The organism is Pseudomonas sp. DW-iso17, from assembly GCF_058725345.1.
The window spans coordinates 31,671-53,949 of record NZ_JBZXEA010000045.1; the positions used below are offsets into that span (position 1 = coordinate 31,671).

At 62.0% G+C, this 22,279-nt stretch carries 24 protein-coding genes; 17 read left to right on the forward strand and 7 right to left on the reverse strand.

Annotated features, from left to right (window positions below):
- Positions 1-6: 6 nt before the first annotated feature.
- Both AC4PS6_RS23840 and AC4PS6_RS23845 read right to left on the reverse strand, forming a co-directional pair.
- Positions 7-1,725 carry a C13 family peptidase gene (locus AC4PS6_RS23840; protein WP_072435471.1) on the reverse strand — a complete coding sequence of 573 codons (1,719 nt, stop codon included), beginning with the start codon at positions 1,723-1,725 and terminating at the stop codon, positions 7-9.
- Positions 1,726-1,888: 163 nt separating this feature from the next.
- Positions 1,889-2,344, reverse strand: a complete 456-nt coding sequence (locus AC4PS6_RS23845; RefSeq protein ID WP_019818757.1) for a MaoC family dehydratase — start codon at positions 2,342-2,344, stop codon at positions 1,889-1,891.
- 184 nt (positions 2,345-2,528) lie between these two features.
- Between AC4PS6_RS23845 and AC4PS6_RS23850 the strand changes: the two genes are divergently transcribed.
- The 4 genes from AC4PS6_RS23850 (at position 2,529) to AC4PS6_RS23865 (ending at position 4,523) form a co-directional block, all read left to right on the forward strand.
- Positions 2,529-2,882 carry a CidA/LrgA family protein gene (locus tag AC4PS6_RS23850; protein ID WP_014720093.1) on the forward strand — a complete coding sequence of 118 codons (354 nt, stop codon included), beginning with the start codon at positions 2,529-2,531 and terminating at the stop codon, positions 2,880-2,882.
- Positions 2,879-3,595: an LrgB family protein gene (locus tag AC4PS6_RS23855; protein ID WP_014720092.1), complete on the forward strand. Its 717-nt coding sequence runs from the start codon at positions 2,879-2,881 to the stop codon at positions 3,593-3,595. Before AC4PS6_RS23850 ends, AC4PS6_RS23855 begins: the two co-directional genes overlap by 4 nt.
- 21 nt (positions 3,596-3,616) lie before the next feature.
- The gene (locus AC4PS6_RS23860; RefSeq protein WP_014720091.1) at positions 3,617-4,207 is read left to right on the forward strand and encodes an LON peptidase substrate-binding domain-containing protein; all 591 of its coding nucleotides are present in this window, start codon (positions 3,617-3,619) and stop codon (positions 4,205-4,207) included.
- A 100-nt stretch (positions 4,208-4,307) separates the two neighbouring features.
- Positions 4,308-4,523, forward strand: coding sequence for a hypothetical protein (locus tag AC4PS6_RS23865; protein ID WP_019818751.1), 216 nt, complete (start codon positions 4,308-4,310; stop codon positions 4,521-4,523).
- Here AC4PS6_RS23865 and AC4PS6_RS23870 read toward each other — a convergent pair.
- A complete protein-coding gene (locus AC4PS6_RS23870) occupies positions 4,517-5,833 on the reverse strand; it encodes a bifunctional DedA family/phosphatase PAP2 family protein (protein WP_020301972.1) in 1,317 nt (438 codons plus the stop codon). The two genes, AC4PS6_RS23865 and AC4PS6_RS23870, sit on opposite strands and share 7 nt — an antisense overlap.
- Positions 5,834-5,989: 156 nt before the next feature.
- On the reverse strand, positions 5,990-6,673 hold the full coding sequence (locus AC4PS6_RS23875; protein WP_003194484.1) for a DNA-3-methyladenine glycosylase: 684 nt from the start codon (positions 6,671-6,673) through the stop codon (positions 5,990-5,992).
- A 175-nt stretch (positions 6,674-6,848) separates the two neighbouring features.
- On the opposite strand from AC4PS6_RS23875, the gene AC4PS6_RS23880 reads away from it, so the two are divergent.
- The 13 genes from AC4PS6_RS23880 to AC4PS6_RS23940 all read left to right on the forward strand — a co-directional run bounded on the left by AC4PS6_RS23880 (position 6,849) and on the right by AC4PS6_RS23940 (position 19,323).
- Positions 6,849-8,114, forward strand: coding sequence for a glutamate-5-semialdehyde dehydrogenase (locus AC4PS6_RS23880; RefSeq protein WP_020301956.1), 1,266 nt, complete (start codon positions 6,849-6,851; stop codon positions 8,112-8,114).
- Complete coding sequence (nadD, locus tag AC4PS6_RS23885) at positions 8,114-8,758, forward strand: nicotinate-nucleotide adenylyltransferase (RefSeq protein WP_003194480.1); 645 nt, start codon at positions 8,114-8,116, stop codon at positions 8,756-8,758. Before AC4PS6_RS23880 ends, nadD begins: the two co-directional genes overlap by 1 nt.
- 66 nt (positions 8,759-8,824) lie before the next feature.
- A complete protein-coding gene (rsfS, locus tag AC4PS6_RS23890) occupies positions 8,825-9,319 on the forward strand; it encodes a ribosome silencing factor (RefSeq protein ID WP_003176298.1) in 495 nt (164 codons plus the stop codon).
- A gap of 9 nt (positions 9,320-9,328) precedes the next feature.
- Positions 9,329-9,796, forward strand: coding sequence for a 23S rRNA (pseudouridine(1915)-N(3))-methyltransferase RlmH (gene rlmH / locus AC4PS6_RS23895; protein ID WP_003176297.1), 468 nt, complete (start codon positions 9,329-9,331; stop codon positions 9,794-9,796).
- A 15-nt stretch (positions 9,797-9,811) separates the two neighbouring features.
- Complete coding sequence (gene mrdA / locus AC4PS6_RS23900) at positions 9,812-11,710, forward strand: penicillin-binding protein 2 (RefSeq protein ID WP_014720086.1); 1,899 nt, start codon at positions 9,812-9,814, stop codon at positions 11,708-11,710.
- A 31-nt stretch (positions 11,711-11,741) separates the two neighbouring features.
- Complete coding sequence (rodA, locus tag AC4PS6_RS23905; RefSeq protein ID WP_044268991.1) at positions 11,742-12,845, forward strand: rod shape-determining protein RodA; 1,104 nt, start codon at positions 11,742-11,744, stop codon at positions 12,843-12,845.
- A 17-nt stretch (positions 12,846-12,862) separates the two neighbouring features.
- Positions 12,863-13,873, forward strand: coding sequence for a lytic murein transglycosylase B (mltB, locus tag AC4PS6_RS23910; protein ID WP_020301955.1), 1,011 nt, complete (start codon positions 12,863-12,865; stop codon positions 13,871-13,873).
- Positions 13,873-14,877: a septal ring lytic transglycosylase RlpA family protein gene (locus AC4PS6_RS23915; protein ID WP_014720084.1), complete on the forward strand. Its 1,005-nt coding sequence runs from the start codon at positions 13,873-13,875 to the stop codon at positions 14,875-14,877. Before mltB ends, AC4PS6_RS23915 begins: the two co-directional genes overlap by 1 nt.
- Positions 14,878-15,057: 180 nt before the next feature.
- Positions 15,058-16,215, forward strand: coding sequence for a D-alanyl-D-alanine carboxypeptidase family protein (locus AC4PS6_RS23920; protein ID WP_014720083.1), 1,158 nt, complete (start codon positions 15,058-15,060; stop codon positions 16,213-16,215).
- A gap of 85 nt (positions 16,216-16,300) precedes the next feature.
- Positions 16,301-16,576, forward strand: coding sequence for a DUF493 domain-containing protein (locus AC4PS6_RS23925; RefSeq protein WP_336827055.1), 276 nt, complete (start codon positions 16,301-16,303; stop codon positions 16,574-16,576).
- A complete protein-coding gene (gene lipB / locus AC4PS6_RS23930; protein ID WP_336827054.1) occupies positions 16,576-17,223 on the forward strand; it encodes a lipoyl(octanoyl) transferase LipB in 648 nt (215 codons plus the stop codon). The genes AC4PS6_RS23925 and lipB overlap by 1 nt, the downstream gene beginning before the upstream one ends.
- Positions 17,224-17,248: 25 nt before the next feature.
- Positions 17,249-18,250, forward strand: a complete 1,002-nt coding sequence (gene lipA, locus AC4PS6_RS23935) for a lipoyl synthase (RefSeq protein ID WP_161793230.1) — start codon at positions 17,249-17,251, stop codon at positions 18,248-18,250.
- A gap of 152 nt (positions 18,251-18,402) precedes the next feature.
- Positions 18,403-19,323 (forward strand): S66 peptidase family protein, encoded by a 921-nt coding sequence (locus AC4PS6_RS23940; protein ID WP_336827053.1) that lies wholly within the window; start codon positions 18,403-18,405, stop codon positions 19,321-19,323.
- 115 nt (positions 19,324-19,438) lie between these two features.
- Here the strand turns inward: AC4PS6_RS23940 and AC4PS6_RS23945 are convergent, their stop codons facing one another.
- From AC4PS6_RS23945 to holA, 3 genes are all read right to left on the reverse strand, one after another.
- Positions 19,439-20,764 (reverse strand): lytic murein transglycosylase, encoded by a 1,326-nt coding sequence (locus AC4PS6_RS23945; protein WP_003194458.1) that lies wholly within the window; start codon positions 20,762-20,764, stop codon positions 19,439-19,441.
- A 61-nt stretch (positions 20,765-20,825) separates the two neighbouring features.
- Positions 20,826-20,990: an alternative ribosome rescue factor ArfA gene (arfA, locus tag AC4PS6_RS23950; RefSeq protein WP_003176285.1), complete on the reverse strand. Its 165-nt coding sequence runs from the start codon at positions 20,988-20,990 to the stop codon at positions 20,826-20,828.
- Positions 20,991-21,224: 234 nt separating this feature from the next.
- Positions 21,225-22,262 carry a DNA polymerase III subunit delta gene (holA, locus tag AC4PS6_RS23955; RefSeq protein WP_003194456.1) on the reverse strand — a complete coding sequence of 346 codons (1,038 nt, stop codon included), beginning with the start codon at positions 22,260-22,262 and terminating at the stop codon, positions 21,225-21,227.
- Positions 22,263-22,279 lie beyond the last annotated feature (17 nt).

Here is a 22,279-nt window from a genome sequence, read left to right on the forward strand (position 1 = left end):
TACAGCTTAGTTGCCTTTGGCTTCCTTGCTATTCATTGAGACGCTTTCGAGCGCCTTTCGTGCCTGCTGTTTACGTAATAATTGCCAATGGGCGATCACGCCCTTAGGCGCCCAGATCTGCGGTTCGGAGGCTTCGAAATTGTCCGCCTGTTCGCGTTCGGCCACGTGCAGTTGTGCCAGTTTGAAGGCGTGTTGCAAGTCATCCGTTTGGTTGAAAGCCTGTGCGAAAAGCGCATCACCGAAGTAGGTGAAGTCTGCTTCTTCCGAGCAGCCGAACGACACGCGGTCCGCGCGGGAGGCGGTCATGATCAGGGTGCGCTCATCTTTGAGCGCCGGTATGAAGCCGCCGGAATAACATGCGGAGATCACGATGACCTTGTCGCGGTTTTTCAGCGGTGCGAGCACGGCGGCCAGCTCGTCGGCGGGCAGGTCGGCCAGTTCCATGCGCGGTTGGTCGAGCACCAGCTCATGCTCATGGGTGCCATGGCTGGTCAGGTAAATGAACACCAGGTCTTCCGGCCCGGTCCGTTCGGCCAGGGTTTGTACCGAGCGGCGCAGGCTTTCGCGGGTGGCCAGGGGGCGGTCGGCGATATGGTCGCGGTGGTTGACCAGGCGCACTTGCCCGCGCGCGCCGAAGCGGGTGGCGAGCAGGTTGCTGACGTAATCGGCTTCGCGCAGGAACACGCTTTGTTTGCCGTCACCGGCCAGCACCAGGGTGTACAGTTCCACCGCCGGGGTGGACGCGGGCACGGTCGCCAGGGCGTCATTAAGCAAGCGGCCTTGGGCCAGTATGCCGGTCTCCAGTGGGTCGGGCAGCAGCTTGCCCTCGGCGTCGCGTACGCGCAGGCCATTGACCCAGGTGCCGGACTGCACGGTGCCGTCGGTGAGGACCAGGGTGCCACGGCCTTGATAGTTGTCACTGTCAAAGCCACCGATATAGAAACTGCCATCGGTGAGGTTCAGACGCCCTTCGCCGGTAAAGCGCCAGTCACTGAACTGGCCGACGTAGTGGCTGCCATCAACCCCGATCAGTTCGCCTTTGCCGGTCAGCGCGCCCTCCTTGAACTGGCCGATCCATACATCGCCGTCGGCGTTCTCGTAGCGGCCTTTACCGTTGAGCTGGTTCTGCTTGAATTGGCCGACATAGATATCGCCCTCGGCGCTATTAAAGGTGCCATTGCCTTCCAGTTGGCCATCGACAAAGCGGCCGCTGAACTGGTTGCCGCTGTCGTCATTGCGCTGGCCTTCGCCATTGGGCTTGCCGTGGGCGAACTGGCCCTGATACTGGCTGCCGTCGGCCAGTTCCAGGCGGCCGAGGCCTGAATACTGGTCGTCCTGGAATTCGCCGCGATAGGTCATCTGCCCCTCTTTGAGGGTGCCTTCGCCGTTGCGTCGACCATTCTTGAAGCCGCCCACGTAGCTGCTGCCCGACGTGGTCAGGCTGCCCTGGCCATCAAACAGGCCCTGTTTGAATTCGCCTTTATAGACTTCGCCATTGCTGCCATGCCATTCGCCCTGGCCGTGCCACTGGCCTTTGTCGAACTGGCCGGCGTACCAACTGCCATTGGGGTAGTCCACACGGCCTTGGCCTTGCAGCAAACCGTTGACCACATCGCCACGGTAGCGGCCGCCATCGGGCAGGCGCGCATCGGGCGGCAACAGCGATTCGCCGTCTCCGCAAGCGGTGAGCAACAGGGCAAGGGCAAGGGGAGCGAGTGGGCGCATAGCGGGATCCGGATAATTGAGCGCCGAGTATGCCGTAGCCGGGGTGCCGAACCTAGTGGTCTATGCGCAGGATCTACCACCTGTAGGAGCGGGCTTGCCCGCGAAAAACTCATAGGCACCGCATTTATTCAGCAAGCTCGCTCCTACAGAGCAGGTGTGGTGATTATACGAAGCAGAGTGACAGCGACTCGGCAATGTAGGCCGGCTTCTCCTGGCCTTCGATTTCCAGGGTGGCCGTCGCCTTGAACAGCCATTGGCCCGGCTTTTTCTCGGTGACGTCAGTGAGGGTGACGTTCAGGCGCACCTTGGAGTTCACCTTCACCGGCTGGATAAAGCGCACGCTGTCCAGGCCGTAGTTGACGGCCATTTTCAAGCCTTCGGGCATGATCAGGATGTCTTCCATCAACTTGGGCATCAGCGACAGCGACAGGAACCCATGGGCAATGGTGCTGCCGAACGGGGTTTGCGCCGCCTTGATCGGGTCGACGTGGATGAACTGATGATCGCCGGTGGCTTCCGCGAAGAGGTTGATACGCGCCTGGTCGATGATGAGCCATTCGGAACGTCCCAGTTCCTTGCCGACGTAATCTTTGAGCTGCGCTACGGGTACATAGGGCATTGCGTCTCTCCTTGGTTCATCACTTATGTGCCCGTTGATAAGGGGCGTTTTTTTTGGTTGCAGAGAACCACTGTAGATCATCACGGGCAATCAGCCCGGTCAACCCAACATGCTTTTGGCGAATGCCGGAGCATAGGGCGGGCGTGCTTATAATGCGCGCGGGATTTGAGGGGGAGAGAGCGGGATGCTGTTACGTGGCCTGACCTGGCTGGTGCTGTTTCAACTGATCGGCACCGCGATCAATCATTTGCTGGTGCCGGTGCTGCCTGGGCCAATCATCGGCTTGTTGCTGATGCTGGGCTTTCTGGTCTGGCGCGGTGAAGTCGGCGAGCCCCTGAGCCTGGCGGCCGGCAGCCTGTTGCGTTACCTGCCGCTGCTGCTGGTGCCGCCGGCCGTGGGGGTAATGGTGTACGCCAAGGACATTGTGGCGGATTTTTGGGCCATCGTCGGGGCGTTGGTGCTGTCGCTGGTGGTTGCCATGGGCTTTGTCGGCGTGCTGATGCAGCAGATGGTCAAGCGCAAGGAGAAGGACCAATGATCCTCGACTGGCAGGGCGCCTGGACGGCGGTCATTCATCACCCGTTGTTCGGTATCGGTATCACCCTGGGCGCCTATCAGCTGGTGCTGGCGGGGTTCGAGAAAACCCGCTGGATCTTCCTGCAGCCGGTGCTGGTGTCGATGTTGCTGGTGATCGGCGTGCTGCTCACCTGCGGGCTGAGCTACGCCGAATACCGCGAGAGCACCGAGATCATGGGCATCCTGCTGGGGCCTGCGACCGTGGCCCTGGCGGTGCCGCTTTATCTGAACCTGCGACGGATTCGCCAATTGTTCTGGCCGATTTTTACTACGCTGGTGGTAGGCGGGGTATTGGCCACTGGCCTGTGTGTGGCGTTGGGGTGGTGGTTCGGGGCCGAGCACAGGGTGCTGATGACCATGGCACCCAAGTCGGTGACCTCGCCGATTGCCATGCTGGTGGCCGAGCAGATCGGCGGCGTGGCGGCCTTGGCGGCGGTGTTCGTGTTGATCACTGGGGTGGTCGGCGCGATGATCGGCCCAGCGCTCTTGTCACGGCTGGGAGTGCGCAGCCCCGAAGCGCGCGGCATGGCTTTGGGCATGACCGCCCACGCCGTCGGCACTTCGGTGGCCCTGCAGGAAAGCGAAGAATGCGGCGCCTTCGCGGCGCTGGCCATGAGTTTGATGGGCGTGGCCACGGCGGTGTTCCTACCGTTGGCGGTGTCGGTCATTGTTTAACCCAGGTTTAAGGAAACCGTTATGAGTCTGGCGCTATTCCCCCTCAACACTGTGCTGTTCCCGGGCTGCATCCTCGACTTGCAGATATTTGAGGCGCGCTACCTGGACATGATCGGCCGTTGCATGAAAAAGGGCGAAGGCTTTGGTGTGGTGTGCATCCTGGATGGCTCTGAGGTGGGCGCGGCCCCTGACGGCTATGCGCTTGTCGGTTGTGAAGCGCTGATTCGTGACTTCAAGCAGCAGGATAACGGCCTGCTGGGCATTCGCGTCGAAGGTGGCCGTCGATTCCGCGTGCGTGAGGCCGACGTGCAGAAAGACCAATTGCTGGTGGCCCAAGTGCAATGGTTGCAAGAGTTGCCGGACCCGCCGCTGGGCGAAGAGGACGCCGACTTGCTGGCGTTGCTTGAGGCCCTGGCCGAGCACCCGATGGTGGCCTCGCTGGACATGGGCGGCCACGCCGAAGGCCAGCAAGCCCTGGGCAATCAATTGGCCTATCTGTTGCCGTTTACCGAAGCCGACAAGATCGACTTGCTGCAACTGGACGACCCACAGCAACGGCTGGATGCGATCCAGATGTTGCTCGATGAACTGCAGGGCGAGCTGTTCACCTGAGGTTCGGATTTGCCTGACAGCGCTTTCAGACTTTGCTCGGTCGTCTCCACGGTGTCGCCTGCACTATTTTCCGATCACACAACAATGATCGGAGAGAACCATGATTCGGCTGACACCCTCGGAACAAGTGGCGTGGGACGCTTATTTTGTCAGCGTGACCACGCAATTACTCCAGCAGCAAGCCACGCGGGGCGCGGAGTACATTGCCGAGCGCGCCGCCGAAGTGGCTGATGAGATGTTACTGGAGCGCCGCGAACGTTGCGTTGAACGGCGCAGCGCCTCCGTGGACTGGATCGGCCCGGCCAAGGGTCAGTAGGCGTACCTGAGCAGGGCGTGGGGCGTGCCGGTAAAGGCGATAAAACCGAGCACGGCCACCACGGCGGGCAGCAGCAGCCACCAGGCTTTTTGCGACATGGCTGGCAATGGGCTGCGGTACTGGATGGCCGTCAGGCTGAACGCACACACGGTCATCGCCAGCAAGGTGCCGGCCAGGATGTCCGTCGGCCAGTGGGCGCCCAGGTACACCCGTGACAAGGCAATGAACGCCGCCGGAATGCAGCCCAGCAGCATCCAGGTCAGGCGCAGCCGCGTGGGTTGACCGCGACCGGCCAATACCGCGAGCGCCAGGAAGAAGGCAAAGGCACCGGAGGCATGGCCGCTGGGCATGCTGAAGCTGGTCAGCGGGTCGGTGAGGATTTCCGGGCGGCCCCGGGCGAAAAACAGCTTGGTGCCGGTGTTGATCACTGCCGCGCCAGCGAGGGTGGCGCCGACAAACACCGCGTGGCGCCACTGCCGTGCCAACAGCAACAGGCCAGTGAACACCGCGCTGGCGAAAAACATCTTCTTGAACTCGCCCAGTTGGGTGACCCGTACCATCACTTCGTCCAGCCACGGGCTGCGATGTTCCTGCACCAGTGCGCTCAGGCCCTGGTCGAAGTTGTTGAGATGGGGGTAGCCGATAAACAACGCGATCAACAACACCAGGCTGGCGCAACCGATCCACAAGGTGGCGCGCCGATGCCCGCGCCAACTGCTGTTCAAACTCAGCCCCAGCAGCACCGCCAGGCACGCCGCGATAATCGCCGCTTCCGGCCAGAAGCCTTCCGGCAACGGCAGGCGGAACGCGGCGCCGGCAGCCCAGCCCGGCAGCAGATAGGCCACGGTCCAACCCGCTGCGGCAATGATGCTCACAACGGCAAAGCGCGGGAAGGGCATGTCGCACATGCCGGCGACCATGGGCAGCATGGGACGCAATGGGCCGATGAAACGCCCGACCAACAGGCTGGCGATTCCGTACTTGTGGAAGTAGGTTTCTGCGCCGTTCATCCATTCAGGATGCTGGCGCAGGCCGGGCAGGCGCCGGATGTTCTGATGGAAATGGCGGCCCAGGTAATAGGAAACGCCGTCGCCCAATAAACCGCCGAGGAAGCCCAGCAGTAGGGTTTCACTCAAAGGCAGCGCACCGCTGCCAGCCAACGCGGCGATTGCGAACAGCAATACCGTGCCCGGCACGATCAACCCGGCAATCGCCAGGCACTCCACACACGCGACGATAAACACCGCGGCTGCCAGCCATTGTGGGTTGAGGGTCAACCAGCCGGTGATGCTATCGAGCCATTGGCCCATACAATCCACTCCATGCATACAAAACAGAATTTGAGGCGGTGAAATTCAACTGTGGGAGCTGGCTTGCCTGCGATGGCTGCGGCATGGCCAGCATTGAAGTTGCCTGGCCCACTGCTATCGCAGGCAAGCCAGCTCCCACATGGGATGTGTCGCGCGTTAAATCAAAAAATAATCCCGGCCTTCGACCTGCCCCCGACGCATCGGGTTCCGCGTGCAATAAGGCGCATAGCCAGCATCGACGAAGCGGTACATCAAGTGTTCATCGCGCCCACTGGGGATGCCCAGGCGTGTGGTCTGGATAATCTGCGTGGGCACCTGGCCCACGTCTTCGACATACAGCAGTTCCTGATCGAAGCGCTTGGCGTCCCACATCGGCACTTTCAGGCCCAGGGCCTTGCACAGCAGCGTCTGGCCCGCACAGAGTTTCTGCGAGGGGCGTGGGCTGCCATCGGGGTTGGGGTTGTTCAACAGCATCTGCGCCAGGCTCGCCGCGCCGGAAATGTCGTCGACCCAGGGATAGGCCGATTTGATCAGCACGGCATTGCCCGGGCCGTGAGCGCTGAAGTTCAACGAATCACCGCCACGGGCGTAGTACATGTAGATATGGCCACCATCCAGAAACAAAGCCTTACGCTTTTCTGTGTAGCCGAGTGAGGCGTGGCTGCCTTTTTCGGCCACGTAATAGGCTTCGGTTTCAATAATTCGCGCCGAAAGCCAGAGATCGCCCACACGATGACGAATGACTTTTCCGAGTAATTCGCGCGCAAGCAGTTGGGCATCGCGGTCGAAGAAGCTATCGGGCAGGGGGCTGGCGGGAAGTTGGGGCGAAAAATCGGGCATGGCGGTCAAGGGTTGATACGGCTAAATGTGACCGAATCATAACAACTCTCAGCTTAATTACGCCTGAACCTGGGGTTTTTACAGTTCATTTCGACCATCCGCCCCTCACCGCTGTCAGTCGGGCGGCGTCACAGCTATAATCTGCCGCTTTCCTCTTTGCCAAGACTCCCTGACCATGACTGAGTCCGTTCTTGACTACATGACCCGCCTGGGTCGCGCTGCCCGGCAGGCCTCGCGGTTGATCGCCCGTGCGAGCACCGCGCAGAAGAACCGTGCGCTGCTGGCGGCTGCGGATGCTCTGGATGCTTCGCGCTCCGAGCTGACCGCCGCCAACGAACTGGACCTGGCCAATGGGCGCGCCAATGGCCTGGAGCCAGCCCTTTTGGACCGCCTGGCGCTGACCCCGGCACGTATTGACGACATGATCGAAGGCCTGCGTCAGGTGGCCAAGCTGCCTGACCCCATCGGTGAAATTCGCGACATGCGTTACCTGCCGTCCGGCATCCAGGTGGGCAAGATGCGCGTGCCCCTGGGCGTGATCGGCATTATCTATGAGTCGCGCCCGAACGTGACCATCGACGCCGCGAGCCTGTGCCTCAAGTCAGGCAACGCTACCATCCTGCGTGGCGGTTCCGAGGCGATCAACTCCAACCGCGCCATCGCCGCCTGCATCCAGCAGGGCTTGGCCGTGGCCGAGTTGCCAGCCGAAGTGGTGCAAGTGGTGGAAACCACCGACCGTGCCGCCGTGGGCGCGCTGATTACCATGCCGGAATTCGTCGACGTGATTGTGCCTCGTGGTGGCAAGAGCCTGATCGAGCGCGTCAGCCGCGATGCCAAGGTGCCAGTTATCAAGCACCTAGACGGCGTCTGCCATGTGTTCATCGACATCGCCGCCGATCTCGACAAGGCGATCCGCATTGCCGACAACGCCAAGACTCACCGCTACGCGCCGTGCAACACTATGGAAACCCTGCTGGTGCACGTCGGCATTGCCGAGCGCGTGCTGCCGCCGCTGGCCTCCATCTACCGTGACAAGTCGGTAGAACTGCGCGGTTGCGAGCGCACCCGTGCGCTGCTGGGCGCGGACGTCATCGAGGCGACCGAGCAGGATTGGTACACCGAGTACACGGCCCCGATCCTGTCGATCCGCATCGTCGACGACCTGGATCAGGCCATCGAACACATCAATACCTATGGCTCCAAGCACACCGACGCCATCGTTTCCGAGCATTTCAGCGATGCCCGGCGTTTCCTCAACGAAGTGGATTCCGCTTCGGTGATGGTCAACGCCTCGACGCGTTTTGCCGACGGCTTCGAGTACGGCCTGGGGGCGGAGATCGGTATTTCCACCGACAAGCTCCACGCACGCGGCCCGGTGGGCCTCGAAGGGCTGACCAGCGAGAAGTACGTGGTGTTTGGCGACGGTCATGTGCGCACTTGATGACTAAACGCATCGGGCTGCTCGGCGGTACTTTCGACCCCGTGCACATCGGCCATTTGCGCAGTGCCCTGGAAGTTGCGGATGCCCTTGCGCTGGATGAGCTGCGCCTGCTGCCCAATTTTCGGCCGCCCCATCGCGACACGCCGCAGGTGGCCGCAGAACAACGCCTGGAAATGGTGCGTGTTGCCGTAGAAGGTATATCGCCGCTGGTGGTGGACGATCGCGAACTCAAGCGCGATAAACCGTCCTACACTATCGACACCCTGGAGCTGATGCGCGCCGAATTGGCCGCAGATGACCCACTGTTTCTGCTTTTGGGCTGGGACGCATTTTGCGGCCTGCCCTCTTGGCACCGCTGGGAGGAACTCCTCCAGCATTGCCACATCCTGGTTTTGCAACGCCCGGATGCCGACAGCGAACCGCCGGATGCCTTGCGCAACCTGCTGGCCGCGCGGTCGGTAAGTGACCCCTTGGCCCTGACCGGGCCGAACGGGAATATTGCATTCGTCTGGCAGACCCCGCTTGCGGTGTCCGCCACCCAGATCCGTCAACTGCTGGCCAGCGGGAAGTCGGTACGTTTCCTGGTGCCTGACGCGGTCCTGGCCTACATCGATGCGCACGGGCTTTACCGTGCGTCGAACTGAAAAGGCGCGCTTGAACGCACGAACCGTGCAGCAAGCGCCCGAACATACGAGCAAAACGAGTTTTATATGACGAACAAAGACGTAAGCAAAGTTAAGCGCAAAGGCACCTTCAAAAGCGCGCCGCTGCCGGTTGAAGCCCATGTTGGCCCGGAACTGGCTGGCGAAGAGCTGGTGAAAGTCGCCGTGGCTGCCCTGGAAGACGTTAAAGCCCAGGACATCCAGGTGCTGGACGTGCGCGACAAGCAGAGCATCACCGACTTCATGATCATCGCCACCGGTACCTCCAACCGCCAGATCGGCGCGATGCTGGACAAGGTTCGCGAAGCCGTCAAAGCCCAGGGCGTCAAGCCACTGGGTGAAGAAGGCAAGGGCGACAGCGACTGGGTGCTGCTGGACATGGACGATGTGATCGTTCACATGATGACCTCCAACGCTCGCCAGTTCTACGACCTGGAGCGTCTGTGGAAAGGCGCCGAGCAGAGCCGTGCTGCCGATGGCAAGCACCACAGCCCGGAAGTGGGCCACGCGCACTTCGACAAGCTCAACAAAGACCAGGAATAAGGAACGGCTGTGCGCCTGCGTCTGATCGCTGTCGGTTCACGCATGCCCAAGTGGGTGGAAGAAGGCTGGCACGAATATGCCAAGCGTCTGCCCGCTGAGCTGTCGCTTGAGCTGGTGGAAATACCGCTCAATACCCGGGGCAAGAACGCCGACGTGGCGCGCTTTATCCGTCAGGAAGGCGAAGCCATGCTGGCCAAGGTCGGCCCCAATGAGCGCATCGTCACCCTTGAAGTGCACGGCAAGCCCTGGAGCACCGAACAACTGGCGGTGGAGCTGGATCGCTGGCGCCTGGATTCGCGCACGGTCAATTTCATGGTCGGCGGCCCGGAAGGGCTGGCGCCAGAAGTCTGTGCGCGGGCCGATCAGCGCTGGTCGCTGTCGGCGCTGACGTTGCCGCACCCGTTGGTAAGGATTCTGATCGGTGAACAGCTGTATCGCGCCTGGACAGTCCTGTCCGGGCACCCTTACCACAAATAGTCTGCGCCGCCCCCGATGACCCAGCCGATCCGCATCAAGGACCACGAGAAAGACGCACGTCTGGTACGCGCGCGGGTGGTGTTCGGTGCTGTCTTGGTGGTGGTGCTGATGTGCGTGCTGATTGCGCGGCTGTATTTCCTCCAGGTGATCCAGTACGACTATCACTCCACGCTGTCGGAAAACAACCGGGTGCATGTGCAGCCGATTCCCCCGACCCGTGGGCTGATTTTCGACCGCAATGGCGTAGTGGTTGCCGATAACCGGCCCAGCTTCAGCCTGAGCATGACCCGTGAACGCTCCGGCGATTGGAAGCAGGTCCTCGATGTCATCGTCGAGGTGCTGCAACTGACGCCGGAAGACCGGGCCGTCTTCGAGAAGCGCATGCGGCAGGGGCGCCGGCCGTTCGAGCCGGTGCCTATTCTGTTCGAGCTGACCGAAGAGCAGATCGCCCGGATTGCGGTGAACCAGTTCCGCCTGCCGGGTGTGGAAGTGGTGGCGCAGTTGGTGCGGCATTACCCGCAAGGGCCGCACTTTGCCCACTCCGTTGGCTACATGGGGCGGATCAACGAGAAAGAGCTGAAAACCCTCGACCCGATCAACTACAGCGGCACCCACCATATCGGCAAAACCGGCATCGAGCGTTTCTACGAGGCCGAGTTGCATGGCCAGGTAGGTAACGAGGAAGTCGAGACCAATGCGCGTGGCCGCGTATTGCGCGTGCTCAAGCGCACCGATCCGGTACCGGGCAAGGACATTGTCCTGAGCCTGGACATCAAGTTGCAGGAAGCTGCCGAGATGGCCTTGGGCGGTCGGCGAGGTGCCGTAGTGGCGCTGGACCCGAAGACTGGCGAAGTGCTGGCGATGGTCAGCCAGCCCAGCTTCGACCCCAACCCGTTTGTGACTGGCATCAGCTTCAAGGCCTACGCCGAGCTGCGTGACTCCATCGACCGGCCACTGTTCAACCGTGTGTTGCGCGGCCTGTACCCCCCGGGCTCGACCATCAAGCCGGCGGTGGCGATTGCCGGCCTGGATGCTGGTGTGGTCACGGCCTCAAGCCGGGTGTACGACCCTGGCTACTACATGCTGCCCAACTACGACCACAAGTACCGTAACTGGAACCGCTCCGGTGACGGCTATGTCGATTTGGACACCGCGATCATGCGCTCCAACGACACCTATTTTTACGACCTGGCCCACAAGCTGGGGATTGATCGGCTATCTGCCTACATGGGCAAGTTCGGCCTCGGTCAGAAAGTCTCCTTGGACATGTTCGAAGAATCCCCTGGCCTGATGCCATCGCGGGAGTGGAAGCGTGCGACCCGCCGCCAGGCGTGGTTCCCTGGCGAAACCCTGATCCTGGGTATCGGCCAGGGCTATATGCAAGCCACTCCGCTGCAACTGGCCCAGGCCACGGCGCTGGTGGCGAACAAAGGCGTGTGGAACCGACCGCATCTGGCCAGGACCATCGAAGGCGAAAAGCCGGTGGACGACAACCCGATTCCGGACATCGTGCTGCGTGACCCGTCCGACTGGACCAAGGTCAACCACGGCATGCAGCAGGTGATGCACGGCGCTCGCGGCACCGCGCGCAAGGCGGCGGTCGGCGCGCAGTACCGCATTGCCGGCAAGAGTGGTACGGCCCAGGTGGTCGCAATCAAGCAGGGCGAAAAGTATGACCGCTCCAAGGTGCAGGAGCGCCACCGCGACCACGCCTTGTTTGTCGGCTTTGCGCCGGCGGAAGACCCGAAAATCGTGGTGGCAGTGATGGTCGAGAACGGCGAGTCCGGCTCCGGCGTCGCGGCCCCAGTGGTACGCCAGGTGATGGACGCCTGGCTGCTGGCCGACGATGGCCGGCTCAAGCCCGAGTATGGCGGCCCCCCTTCAAGCCCCGAGGTTACGGCCCGTGAAGAGTAATTTTGACCGCATCCTCTCCAGTGAAGATGTGATGCGTCGCCGTGCGACGTTGCTGCAACGCATGCACATTGATGGCCCCTTGCTGATCCTGCTGCTGACCCTGGCGGCCGGCAGCCTTTTTGTACTGTATTCGGCCAGCGGCAAGAACTGGGACTTGCTGATCAAGCAGGCGTCCTCGTTTGGCCTGGGCCTGCTGTCGATGGTGGTGATCGCCCAGTTGGAGCCGCGCTTCATGGCACGCTGGGTGCCCTTGGGCTATGTCGCCGGCGTGTTGCTGCTGGTGGTGGTGGACGTCATGGGCCACAACGCCATGGGGGCCACACGCTGGATCAACATCCCCGGGGTGATTCGCTTCCAGCCGTCGGAATTCATGAAGATCCTGATGCCGGCCACTATTGCCTGGTACCTGTCCAAGCGCACCTTGCCGCCGCAGCTCAAGCACGTGGCGATCAGCCTGATCCTGATTGGCGTGCCCTTTGTGCTGATCGTGCGCCAGCCGGACCTTGGCACCTCGTTGCTGATCCTCGCCGGTGGCGCGTTCGTACTGTTCATGGGCGGATTGCGCTGGCGCTGGATCCTCAGCGTGCTGGCCGCCGCCGTGCCCGTGGCGGTGGCCATGTGGTTCTTCTTTATGCACGACTACCAGAAGCAACGGATCCTGACGTTCCTCGACCCGGAGAGCGACCCGCTGGGCACCGGCTGGAACATCATCCAATCCAAGGCGGCCATCGGTTCCGGCGGGGTATTTGGCAAGGGGTGGTTGCTGGGCACCCAGTCTCACCTGGACTTCTTGCCCGAGAGCCATACCGACTTCATCATCGCGGTGATGGGCGAAGAGTTCGGCCTGGTGGGCATTTGCGCATTGTTGCTGATCTATCTGCTGTTGATTGGTCGCGGCCTGGTGATCACGGCCCAGGCGCAGACGCTGTTCGGCAAATTGCTCGCCGGCAGCCTGACCATGACTTTTTTTGTTTACGTTTTCGTCAACATCGGTATGGTCAGTGGCCTGCTGCCGGTGGTTGGGGTGCCGTTGCCATTCATTAGCTACGGCGGAACTTCGCTGGTGACATTGCTGTCAGCGTTTGGGGTTTTGATGTCGATTCATACGCATCGCAAGTGGATCGCACAGGTTTGAATAAGGTGAAGATGTCAATGCAAGTAATGCGCGGCTGGGCGACTCGGCATGCGACCTGGATGGGCCTGATCGGGCTGCTGGGGGCAACGCAAGAGGCGCAGGCCGGTGACTACGATGGCTCTCCCCAGGTTGCCGAATTTGTCGGTGAGCTGACCCGCGACTACGGTTTTGCCGGTGAGCAACTGATGGGCGTGTTCCGCGAAGCCCAGAAAAAGCAGGCGATCCTCGACGCCATTTCCCGGCCCGCCGAACGCGTCAAGCAGTGGAAGGACTATCGCCCGATGTTCCTCACTGATGCACGCATCGCCCGCGGCGTGGATTTCTGGCGCCAGCACGAGGCGGTACTGGCCCGCGCCGAGCAAGAATACGGCGTGCCGGCGCAGGTGATCGTCTCGATCATCGGCATCGAAACCTTTTACGGGCGCAATACCGGCAGCTACCGGGTGATCGACGCCTTGTCGACCCTGGGCTTCGATTACCCGCCCCGTGCCGAATTCTTCCGCAAGGAACTGCGCGAATTCCTGTTGCTGGCCCGCGAAGAGCAGGTCGACCCGCTGAGCCTCAAGGGCTCCTACGCCGGGGCGATGGGCTTGCCGCAGTTCATGCCGAGCAGCTTTCGGGCCTACGCGGTGGATTTCGACGGTGACGGGCACATCAATATCTGGAGCAACCCCGACGATGCCATCGGCAGCGTGGCCAGCTACTTCAAGCGCCACGGCTGGGTGGGCGGCGAGCCGGTGGTTATCCGCGCCGATGTCGCGGGCGAGCACGCCGACGAGGGCCTGACCCAAGGTATCGAACCGGTCAAGACCGTCGGGGAGTTGCGAGCGCTGGGCTGGTCGAGTCAGAATGCGCCACGCGACGACATGCCGGTGACGGCATTCCGCCTGGAAGGCGCAAATGGCCCTGAATACTGGATGGGCCTGAAGAATTTCTACGCAATCACGCGTTATAACCGCAGTGTGATGTACGCCATGGCCGTGCATCAGCTGTCAGATGAGCTGGTTCAAGCACGGGGCAACAAGTAATGCGGGTATCGCCGTTCAAAAAACCGCTCAAGCTGGTGGCGTTCGCCGCGTTGTCCTTGTTGGTAGCCAGTTGCTCCACCACGCCTAACCGTGCGCCGGCCAAGAAGGCCGGCGGCGCGGTCGTGCGCGCCCAGCCGGGCCTGGACATCAACCGCGCGCACAAAGACGGCGCGCCGTGGTGGGATGTGGATGTGTCGAAAATCCCGGACGCCACGCCGACCCTGCACACCGGCCCCTACAAGGCCAACCCCTATACCGTGCTGGGCAAGAATTACTTCCCGCTGCAGGAGTCCAAGACTTACGTGCAGTCGGGCACCGCGTCCTGGTACGGCACCAAGTTCCATGGCCAGAACACCGCCAACGGCGAAGTGTATGACCTGTATGGCATGAGCGCGGCCCACAAGACCCTGCCGCTGCCCAGCTATGTTCGCGTCACCAACCTGGACAACAACCGCACGGTGATCCTGCGGGTCAATGACCGCGGGCCGTTCTATTCGGACCGGATCATCGACCTGTCCTACGCCGCCGCCAAGAAGCTTGGCTACGCCGAAACCGGCACCGCCCGGGTGAAAGTCGAAGGCATCGACCCGGCGCAGTACTGGGCCCAGCGCGGCAAGCCGGCGCCGTTGATGCTCAACGAACCGGCTACCCCGCAACCGCAAGTGACGGCCTCGACCGGCAAGATCGAGCAGTGGACGCCGCCGCCGGCGCAACATGCTCCGGATACCGTCGTCGTCCCTCACGCGGCACCGGGCGCCTCGATGGCGGGCGGGCAATACCTGCAGGTCGGCGCTTTCGCCAACCCGGATGCGGCAGAACTGTTAAGGTCCAAGCTCAGCGGTATGGTCAGCGCGCCAGTCTTCATCAGCTCCATCGTGCGTAACCAGCAAACGTTGCACCGTGTGCGCATGGGCCCGATCGGCTCGCCGAGCGAAGTGGCGCAAGTGCAGAACAGCGTACGCCTGGCCAACCTTGGGCAACCTAGCGTGGTCACCGCAGAATAAGTAACGCATTGATGGCTCGGGGGCGTCTGCGTGCCCGAGCCCTGGTTGTTGGCTCGTTGAACAATAAAAACCCAGGGGCAAGGGGTGAGCGGGCAACCGAACACGTGACAGTCTGGAAGCGGGCTGTCTGAATAGTTTTGCCCGCGAGGGCAAGTTTCCATAAGCAATTTCGAGAGACGGATGAACATCACCACCTTAGCCAAACGCACGTGCCTGCTTATCTCGCTGATCATCACCCCGGCCGCCTGGGCGGTTGAAATGGTGCCGGCCTCCCCGCAACTGGCTGCCAAGTCGTGGGTCCTCATGGACGCCGCCAGTGGCAACGTGCTGGTCGAAAACGGCGGTGATGTACGCCTGCCGCCTGCCAGCCTGACCAAGCTGATGACCGCCTACATCGCGACCCTGGAAATCCGTCGCGGCCAGATCGGCGAAAACGACCCGGTTACTGTCAGCGAAAACGCCTGGCGTACCGGTGGTTCGCGGATGTTCATCAAGGTGGGTTCGCAAGTGACCGTGAGCGACCTGCTGCACGGCATCATCATCCAGTCCGGTAACGACGCCAGCGTCGCCCTGGCCGAGCACATCGCCGGCAGCGAAGACGCCTTCGCCGACATGATGAACAAAACCGCCGGTGAGTTGGGCATGACCAACAGCCACTTCATGAACCCGACCGGCCTGCCGAACCCGGAGCACTACTCGTCGGCTCATGACATGGCGATCCTGGCGCGCGCCATCATCCGCGTTGACCCGGTGCACTACGCGATCTACTCCCAGAAGGAATTCTTCTGGAACAACATCAAGCAGCCTAACCGCAACCTGTTGCTGTGGCGCGACAAGACCGTCGATGGCCTGAAGACCGGCCACACCGACGAAGCCGGCTACTGCATGGTGTCGTCCGCCGTACGTGATGGCCAGCGCCTGATCGCCGTAGTATTCGGCACCAACAGCGAGCAGGCCCGTGCGGCCGAGACGCAAAAACTGCTGACTTACGGCTTCCGCTTCTTCGAAACCCAGACCTTCTACCAGAAGGGTGCTGAACTGGCGACCGCGCCGGTGTGGAAGGGCTCGACTTCGCAAGTCAAGGCCGGCCTGGCCGACGACCTGACCCTGACCATGCCTAAAGGCCAGCTGAAAAAGCTCGCCGCCAGCATGACCCTGAACCCGCAATTGGTTGCGCCAATCGCCAAGGGTGATGTGATCGGTAAGGTCGAAGTGAAGCTGGACGACAAGGTGGTGCACAGCGCCGACCTGATCGCGCTGGACGCTGTCGAGGAAGGTGGTATCTTCCGCCGCGTATGGGATAGCATCCGTCTATTCTTCTACGGCTTGTTCAACTGATTGTGTGCACCTGCAAAGCCCCGCGTTGATCCAACGCGGGGCTTTGCCCGTCGCCACGGCTTAGCGCTTACGAGGCTGTTCTGCCATGACCGATAAAGAAGTAAAAGCGCCAAAAATTGAATTCCCTGTGACGGATTATCCTATCAAGGTAATCAGCGACACCGGTGTGGGCCGCAAGGACACGATTCTTGAGATCGTGCGTAAACATGCGACGATCAACGATAACCGGGTGGATGAGCGCTCCAGCACCACCGGTAAGTACACGACTATCCAGTTGCACATCGTTGCGACCGATCAAGACCAGCTCTACAACATCAACAGCGAACTGCGAGCCACCGGCTTCGTGCATATGGTGCTGTGATGTCGCAAGTCCTGGGCTTTCGCGAGCTCGGCCGGATGGCATACGAGCCGGTCTGGCATGCCATGCAGCGCTTTACCAATGAGCGCGGCACCTCGGCCCCGGATGAAATCTGGCTGGTGGAACACCCGCCGGTCTTCACCCAGGGTCAGGCCGGCAAGGCCGAGCACTTGCTGCTTCCGGGTGATATTCCGGTGGTGCAGGTCGACCGAGGGGGGCAAGTGACTTACCATGGGCCCGGTCAACTGGTGGCTTACCTGCTACTGGACGTGCGCAAGTTGGGGTTTGGCGTGCGCGAACTGGTCAGCCGCATGGAAACGTGCCTGATCGAGCTATTGGCCAGTTACGGCGTGACCGCCGTGGCCAAGCCCGATGCACCGGGTGTGTACGTGGATGGCGCGAAAATCGCCTCCCTGGGGCTGCGCATTCGCCACGGTTGTTCCTTTCATGGCCTGGCCTTGAATGTGGACATGGACCTGGCGCCGTTCCGGCGCATCAACCCGTGCGGTTACGCCGGGCTTGCGATGACCCAGTTGAGTGAGCATGCAACATCCATAGAATTTGCCGAGGTAAGTGCCCGGCTGCGCGCGCAGCTCGTCAAACACCTCGACTATGCAGAGCAGACGACCCTGACGGGCGGAATCGATTGATATGACTACTGATGTTGTGCAAACCATGATCCCGACGCTGGACATCACTGAGCGTCCAGCCCCGGCCCCGCGTGCCAAGGTGGAAGCCGGCGTCAAGCTGCGCGGCGCCGAGAAGGTTGCACGCATCCCGGTCAAGATCATCCCGACCACCGAACTGCCGAAGAAACCTGACTGGATTCGCGTGCGCATCCCGGTTTCGCCGGAAGTCGACCGTATCAAGTCGCTGCTGCGCAAACACAAGTTGCACAGCGTATGCGAAGAAGCCTCCTGCCCGAACCTGGGCGAGTGCTTCTCTGGCGGCACCGCCACGTTCATGATCATGGGTGACATCTGCACCCGTCGTTGCCCGTTCTGCGACGTCGGCCACGGCCGTCCGAAGCCGTTGGACGTCAACGAGCCAGAAAGCCTGGCCATCGCCATCGCCGACCTGAAGCTCAAGTATGTGGTGATCACCTCGGTAGACCGCGACGACCTGCGTGACGGTGGTGCCCAGCACTTTGCCGACTGCATCCGCGAGATCCGCAAGCTGTCGCCCAACGTGATGCTCGAAACCCTGGTGCCGGACTACCGTGGCCGTATGGACGTCGCCCTGGACATCACCGCTGCCGAGCCGCCGGATGTGTTCAACCACAACCTGGAAACCGTGCCGCGCCTGTACAAGGCGGCGCGCCCGGGTTCGGACTACCAGTGGTCGCTGACCCTGCTGCAGAAATTCAAGCAGATGATGCCGCACATCCCGACCAAGTCCGGCTTGATGCTGGGCCTGGGTGAGACCGACGAAGAAGTCATCGAAGTCATGAAGCGCATGCGCGAACACGACATCGACATGCTGACCCTGGGCCAGTACCTGCAACCGTCCCGCAGCCACTTGCCGGTGCAGCGCTTCGTGCACCCGGACACCTTCGCCTGGTTCGCCGAGGAAGGCTACAAGATGGGCTTCAAGAACGTGGCCTCGGGCCCGTTGGTGCGGTCTTCGTACCACGCCGACGAGCAGGCCAAGCTGGTCAAGGCGAGCCTGGTTTCGTAAGCCGCTCCAGAATCAATGTGAAATGCGGGCTTGTGTGGGAGCTGGCTTGCCTGCGATAGCATCACCTCGGTGTCACTGATACACCGAGGCGCTTGCATCGCAGGCAAGCCAGCTCCCACATTTCGTTCTGCGTCATATAGGGAGAACCATGGATGACCGCCGCCGTACCTGCACTGCGCCCCGAAGGCACCCTCGGCCTGATCGCCCCCGCCGGCCCCGCCGAGCTGGATGTTGAAAAAGCCCGGCAATGGATGCGTGCCCGTGGCTACGACCTGCACATTTTCCCTGGTGTGCACGAGCGCGACGGCTACCTGGCCGGTAGCGATGAAGTGCGCGTGCGTGATTTGCATGCCGCCTTCGCCAACCCCGATATCGATGCCATCCTTTGCCTGCGTGGCGGTTACGGCACGCCCCGTTTGCTCGACGCCCTAGACTTCGACCTGCTGCGCGCCAACCCGAAGCCGTTCGTGGGCTACAGCGATATCACCGCCTTGCATCTGGCCATCAACCGCTATGCGGGCTTTGTGACGTTCCATGGCCCGATGCTCAACGCCGACCTGCTCGGCGGCAAACAGCCACCCACCGAATCCTCCTTGTTCAGCCTGCTGCGTGGCCAGCGGGGCGCCGGCAGTGTGCTGCCGCACCCGATGGCCTACCCGTTGACCACAATCGAGCCAGGTGTGGCCTGTGGGCGCTTGCTGGGGGGTAACTTGTCGATGATCGCCGCAGTCATGGGCACGCCTTACGAAATAGACGCTGACGGCATCATCCTGTTTATCGAAGACGTCAACGAACCGCTCTATCGCATTGACCGTCTGCTGACCCACCTGCGCCTGGCTGGCAAGCTGGCCCAGGTCGCCGGTGTGCTGGTAGGGGATGTGGCTGGTGTGGATAGCGGGGCGTTGGCACGTCTGCTGAAGCAGTCCTTTGAGCCGCTGTGCATTCCAGTGCTGGCAGGCTGGCGCAGTGGGCATTGCGACCCGAACCTGACATTGCCGATGGGCGCCTTGGTGCGCCTGGATGCGGGGGAGCAGCGTGTGGTGTTGGAGCAGGATGTAGTGTTCAAGGCCTGATCGTTCCCACGCTCTGCGTGGGAATGCCTCCAGTGACGCTCTGCGTCACCCTCTTCAGCCGCCGACGCGGAGCGTCCAAGGCAGCGCTCCCACGCAGAGCGTGGGAGCGATCACTTCAGCGGTTCTGCAGCGACTCCAGCAACTTCACCGTCGGATACCCATCCGCCGGCCAGCCCAACGCCTGCTGCGCAGCCCGAATCGCCTTGCGCGTGTTAGCGCCAATAATCCCGTCGGCATTACCCGCGTCATACCCCTTGGCGCTGAGCGCCGTCTGCAGGTCAATGCGTTGCGAACGGCTCAGCGGCAGCTCATCCTTTGGCCAACTGCCCCGAATCACACCGCCGCCGCCAAATCGCTCCGACAGCAAACCAACCGCCAGTGCATAGGACGACGAATTGTTGTACTTGAGGATCGCGCGGAAGTTATCCAGCACCAGGAACGCCGGGCCACGGTAGCCGGCCGGCAGCAGCAGGGCGGCGGACAGCTGGTCGACATTGGCCGGCAGGCTCACGCCAGGCGGCAGTTGGATCCCCAGTTGCAGCCATTGCGCCACGGTCTTGCGCACGCCGCCATCGGCCAGGCTGTAGTCGAAGCCCGACGGCAGCGGCTGTACTTCAACGCCCCACGGCTGGCCTTTCTGCCAACCGGAGCTTTGCAGGTAATGCGCGGTGGAGGCGAGGGCGTCGGACGGGCTGTTCCAGATATCGCGGCGACCGTCACCGTCGAAGTCCACGGCATGGGTGTTGTAGGTGGTCGGGATGAACTGGGTCTGGCCCATCGCCCCGGCCCAGGAACCTTTCATCTGGTCGGCCTGAATATCGCCATGCTGGATGATCTGCAGCGCGGCCAGCAACTGCGCTTGCGCAAAGGCCGGACGACGTCCTTCATAGGCGAGGGTGGCCAAGGAGCGGATCACCGAGTTATTGCCCTGGAAAGCGCCGAAGTTGCTCTCCATGCCCCACACCGAGACCAGCGCCTGGCGGTCGACGCCATAGCGTTGCTCGATGCTTTGCAGAATATCGGCGTACTTGACCAGCAGTGCCTGGCCATTGCGCACGCGCACCGGCGACAGTGCTCCGTCGAGGTATTCCCACACTGGGCGGGAAAATTCCGGTTGGCTGCGGTCGGCGCGAATCACCGCCATATCAGGTGTGACGCCGGCAAAAGCGTTATCGAACACGGCCGCAGTGATCCCGGCCTGCAGCGCTTGCGCACGGAAGCCAGCTTGCCATTCGGCAAAGGTCTGGGTCGGCTGGATATCGAGATTGTCCACCGCCAACGGGGCCACCACGGCAGGCGCGATAGCCGGGGCCGTCTGGAGCTTGGGCAGGGGTTGAGCGTCCGCAGCGGTAGGTTTTTCGGCGCAGGCGACAAGCAGAATGAGGCTGGAGGCAGCGATCAATTGGCGCAGGTGCCAATGACGAGAAAGACGAGAGGGCATGCACAGGTCCAGGGGTTACAAATCAGGTACAGACCTTATCATGCCAGAGGGGCGCTTGCCTTCAGGCAGCCAGAAAGTAAGAAGCCTCCCAGCTATTAGACTGGAAGGCTTCGCGGCGGTAGCTGCCTTTGCCTTTGCCGGCGCGTTCCTGGCGGCTGCGGAACAAGGGCTGGGCGATGATGGATTTGGCCTTGTTGGGGCCATGCTTGGATGGCTTTTTGCTCATGGTGGATTCTCTCGCTTGAGGGTGGAATGCAGCGGTGCAAATCATCTGCCGAAGTGGGCCGGCTGTAAAGCCCGTCGATAGGTGGGAAATGTCGCAAATAAGCAGTGGGCAGAGTCAATGTGGGAGCTGGCTTGCCTGCGATGGCGGTGGGTCAGTTGGCACAAAGGGCACTGATACACCGCCATCGCAGGCAAGCCAGCTCCCACAGGGTTTTGTGCTGTTGTACAGAAGGGTTTATTCGGCAGGCAACGCCAGGCGCTGGCCAGCCATCAACAGCGACAAGCGGCTCAGGCTCATCCACGGCGAGCCGGCCGCCTGGCCTTTGATCTGTGCGTCGATGCGCTGCGCTTCCAGTAACAGTTGCGCCCAGCGTTGCGCCGAGTGCCGTTGCAGGGCTTTGCTCATCAGGGGTTTGCGTTTGTCCCACACCGGCGGCCTGGCCTGGCTGAAGCATTTGTCCAGCGGTGTGCCTTGGCTGTATTGCAGGGCAATGTTCGCCAGCACCCGCAGCTCCCGAGCCAGTGCCCACAGAATCACCGGCGGTTCCACTCCTTCGCCACGCAGGCCTTCGAGCATGCGCAGGGCGTGGGCGGGCTCGCCGTTGAGGATGGCGTCCACCAGGCCGAACACATCAAAGCGTGCGCTATCGGCCACTGCGCCTTGCACGGTTTCGACGGTGATCTGCCCGTCTTCAGCCATCAACTTGAGCTTTTCGATCTCCTGGGCGGCGGCAAGCAGGTTGCCCTCGACCCGAGCGGCGATCAGTTCCACGGCATCCTGTGTCGCCGCCAGCCCTGATTGCGACAGGCGCTGACGAATCCACTGCGGCAACTGGTTGCTGTCCACCGGCCAGATCTGGATGAACTGAGTCTGTGGACCTTCAACCAGGGCCTTGCCCCACTTGGTTTTCTGCGCGCTGCCGTCAAGCTTGGGCAGGCTGACCAGCAGCACGGTGTCTTCGGCGGGGCGCGAGCAGTATTCCATCAGGGCCGCCGCGCCTTTATCGCCCGGCTTGCCCGAGGGCAGGCGCAGTTCCAGCAGGCGTTTTTCGGCAAACAGCGACATGCTCGCGCCAGCTTGCAGCAGCGTGCCCCAGTCGAAACTGGCGTCAGCACTGAACACCTGGCGTTCATCGAAACCTTGCTGGCGTGCGGCGGTGCGGATAGCGTCGGCCGCTTCCTGGCACAGTAGCGGGTCGTCGCCGCTGACGATGTACACAGGCGCAAGGCCACCTTGCAGGTGTTTGGCGAGTTGGGCGGGGGCAAGTTTCATAGGCAGGGCGAACGGGG